The organism is Dehalococcoidales bacterium (assembly GCA_035529395.1).
In the GTDB taxonomy this organism is placed as follows: Bacteria; Chloroflexota; Dehalococcoidia; order Dehalococcoidales; family Fen-1064; genus DUES01.
Genome location: DATKWT010000001.1, coordinates 1 through 4,090 on the forward strand (window position 1 = coordinate 1; position 4,090 = coordinate 4,090).

The 4,090-nt window shown below is 54.8% G+C and carries 2 protein-coding genes; one reads left to right on the plus strand and one right to left on the minus strand.

Going from position 1 to position 4,090, the window contains the following annotated elements:
• The coding region (locus VMW13_00005; protein ID HUV43189.1) for a hypothetical protein at positions 1-2,821 on the minus strand (2,821 nt) is incomplete at its 3' end.
• Between the two features lie 1,072 nt (positions 2,822-3,893).
• Between VMW13_00005 and VMW13_00010 the strand changes: the two genes are divergently transcribed.
• A partial coding sequence (locus VMW13_00010; GenBank protein HUV43190.1) for a hypothetical protein occupies positions 3,894-4,090 on the plus strand: 197 nt, incomplete at its 3' end.

Sequence of the window (4,090 nt, forward strand, 5' to 3'; positions counted from 1 at the left end):
TGATGGAATAGCTGGGGACATCTCCGATCACGTGGTATGCCAACCCTTCCTCTCCGTTCACAGGTACCGGCATGGTGAATTCCTCGTCCAGTGCAAACGCGATGTCAAAGGAACAGGCATCGCACAGAGTATCCCACAGGACGGTAAACGGTACGCTATAGCATGAGCAGGGGTCGGCAGGGATGACCGCTTCGTCAGCAGGGCTTGAAATGTCGGGAGCCTTCTTGGCGTAGCAGTCCTCATATATCCAGACACTGCCGGCTTCGTAGTCTACCATATCATAGTCATACCAGTAGTCAATGGCAAAGAGGTGGGTGTTGCTGTCTGGGGTCAGGCAGCCGCAAATCTTCAGTGCATCTGGCGTAGCTGCGAAGCCCTCCGGATAGGGATCGTCGTCGGGCCAGACCCCGGGAGTGAGTCCAACGTGCAGGAAGTCCCAGGTAAGGCACGTTGTGCATACTGTAACCGTGCGCTCGAGAGAGCGAGCCGCGCCGGTGAAGTCAGTCCCGTTCCAGGAGCCGTAGTAGCTGGCGTAGATAACACCGCCGTTGTCAGCGTCGGTGAAGGGATTGCCCGGTCTATCCACCACCAGGCCGGTGAAGGCCACCTGAATAACTTCATCCACGGCGTCTCCGTCGTTAACGCCGACCTGTGACTCCATAGGCTCGGCTTTGAGGTCCATCCACTCTTCGCTTTCGCCAATGACCCATTTATAGATGCCGCCTTTGTAATCATCATCTGTGGCAGCATAAACTACGTCGTTGGTGTCGAAATAGGTATCAAAAGCCACGGTGACGTAGCCGTCAATGCTGGGGAAATCTTCCAGCAGTTCGAACGTCTCGCCGCCGTCGTCGGAGTAAGAAACCTCTCCATCCTCGCCGCCGACAAGTATCCAGTCGCCCCAGACGGCGATGGTATAACCATAATCAACCTCGCTGCCCACGGCTTCCTGCCACTCGTCATCATCGAACATGGCCACTTCGCCTAAGTAATCCAGGGCAAACATAGTATCGGCGTCCTGAAGGGCCAGGTCCATGATGTTATCCAGCTCGGTAGAACCGATGGGGTCCCAGCAAGCCAGGCCTTCCAGGCCGTTCCAGTACACGTTGTTGGAGTCCCAGTCAACCAGGACTACGGTGTCGCCGGTGGTTTCCTCGGGCGCCAGCCTGAGCATGCCCCAGTCGTTGTCGAGCATGCCAGACCAGGTCCTGATCCACTTGCCGCTGTACTCCCCGGCTTCGGGGAGGTTAACGGCGTGCAGCCAGACGCTGTCACAGTAGGTGCTCCCATTTGGCTCTCCCTCGTTAATGCTGACCAGGAATGTCTTGTTGCAGTCGGGGGATACGGCCACGTCCGACAGGTAGTCAATATAGGTATCAATCAGGCTGAGCTGGTTCCAGGTATCTCCGCCGTCGAAGGTCACCGACCAGGCGCCCTCGTCATTGTCCATATCGCCCTGGAGGGCAACGGCGTAAGCCTTGTCATCGTCGACATAAGATACCGCCATGGCAGCCACGCCGGTGGGCGGCTTGCAGGCATCATGCCATCGCTCACAGCAGATATCCATGTTGCGGATTCCATCGTTGCGATAGACCTGGACGCCCTCGCAGCCGGTGGTATATTCTCCCATTCCATCGCCCAGCACACCGGCGATAGCCTTACCTTCGGCTATGGTGCCGTGGTAGGAGATGTTGGTCAGCCAGAGCTCGCCGTCCTCGATCTGCCCCATCGGCCCGACCGGGTCAGCGGAGTCATCCTCTACGCGCATTATAGCGCACATGGGGTCGTTGGGAGGGGAAGGATCATAATAGTTCACCCAGACCCAGAGCACTCTGTCATTGGTGTTCTTGCTGTTGTAGTCCTCGGGCAGGGTTATGCCTGCTATTCCTCTGGCGTCAGCGGTTGGCGTCATCGCTAGCCACGTTGGTAGGTTTACATCATCGATTATCAACACAGCGTCGATGCCCAGGGTTGAGTCCTCGTTCCAGCCTTCGCTGGTTCCCCAGCTACCGCATTGCAGGTGGACCTCGTAGGGTGCAGCAGGAGTAACAGTGGTAACCAGGATGGTCTTGTCCGTACCCCAGCTGGTCGAGAAGATGATGTCGGTGACCCACGCCGAGGTGAAGCTGAAACTGTCATCCCAGCCGGCATACAGTGTGGCATCCTCCCAGCCGCTGGCCGAATCTCCGGTAACCGTGCTGCGGAAAAGCGCACTGTTGTCATTCCAGTCACGGCCGCCGATGGCGATTTCCCGCTTGCCGGCCGCTTCGGGGGAGACGGCCAGGTCGGCGACATCGTTTGGATCGTCGAAGTAAACACCGCCGTCCTCAACTTCGCCGGCGTCCTCGAAAGTATCGCCGCCGTCAGTGGAGAAGTAAACACGGAGTTCAAGTGGCGAGCCCTCCCAGACGGCGACAGCCACGACTTCGGCGTCCTCCCAGTCGGTGGCTACCCGCACTATCGCCTGTATGTCGTAGCCATCGTCCACATCTTCCAGTACGTCGGTGATGTCCGTCCATGTGGCAGCATAGTCGTCGGACTTCAACAGGCGATACTCTTGACTACCCCACTCCTCATCATACGCATACACGACAGCGTAGGCTACCTCTCCGCCGTCAGCGTAGTTAGCGTCGATGATTACGGAATCGGGGGCCACGACAAAGCCCTCAAGAGTCGGAGTAGAGACCCGCGTCCACTCGCTGAGACCGGGGTTGGCACTCACCTTTAAAGCGGGTGCCGCTACAATTATCAGACTGATGACCAATGCGGCGGCGATAAGCATATACATCGCCCGCACCGGCCACCCTCTTATTTTAGTCATTTAATTCCTCCTTTGTTAGGTATCCAATCTAATTCCACTCTCGCCCGGATTCGACTAATCCAGGCTCGAGTTATTGGAAACATTTTTATTCAGTAAACCCAGTTTTAAGCCTGCCTCATTCACAGGCTGCCCACTTTGAGATTGCTTCGTCGCTGCGCTTCTCGCAATGACGAAAGACAATGGTTTTTTCGCCCGGGCCAGGCACCTTGTCTTCCCCTCCGCGAATCTTTGGAAGATTGCGGACCCTACCCTCGACCATTCACTACCGAGATTGCTTCGACCCGATAAATCGGGACTCGCAATGACAGGTGAGGGAAGGTTCCTCGCGGTGGCGATTCGCCTCGGGACTTTGCCATAGGCATCACCTCCTTTTCGATTTCATTAATGTCATTCTGAGTAGTCAACTTGAGCAGCACAACCCTTCAGGGTCGTGCTGCTCAAGGCTAAAGCCTCGCGCTACATTAACTCAGGCTCAGAATGACAGGTAGTTGTCATCGCACGATATTCAATTATTAACGTTCAAACAAGCCCAAATCTCTTGACCAAAGCCATAATAATAGGCTCCAGTCTATCTAACCTTTTACTATATAACTCTTTCTCTATTTTGTCAATAGCTAATTGGTAATTCACCAGATAACCTTGGTTTATTGTAACAGCTATCATCTCCTTGTCAATACCTAGCATGGCGATGTTTAAACGGGTCGTGGGCGGGTACAAGCCCCACCTCTACCGTAGTGCGACCCTGAAGGGTCGCACTACAAAATTCCATGCAAGGTGTAAGCAAAAGTGTAGTGCCGGGCTTTAGCCCTGTGCTGCAGGGTGGCGCGACCCTGAAGGCCCGCTCTACATGCATGAACACGACAAAATCTCCTTGCCCATTTAGAACATAAGTGCTATTTTATACCTAATTATGGACCTGCCCGTTAAATCTGTGGGGGTTCCCGATGACATTCCTTTTGTGTCATTGCGAGGAGCGTAAGCGACGAAGCAATCTCTGGTCGGGGACAAGCCCCGACCCTGCGGTACTGAATCATGGAGGAAAACACAAACTGAAGCAAGCCGGGAGCTAATCATGGACAGTGATTTGATATGGGATTTATTGCCCGAGGAACTTTCCTACGAAGATACGGGCTGTGAGCTGTTTCCCTCCTGTCTTAACTGCCCCTTTCCTGATTGTCTTAAGGAGGAGCCCTGGGGAAAGGAAAGGTTATTAAAACGCAGGCGGGCCGAGAGGATGCTGGAGTTGAAGCAGGAAGGGAAAAGCGTCAG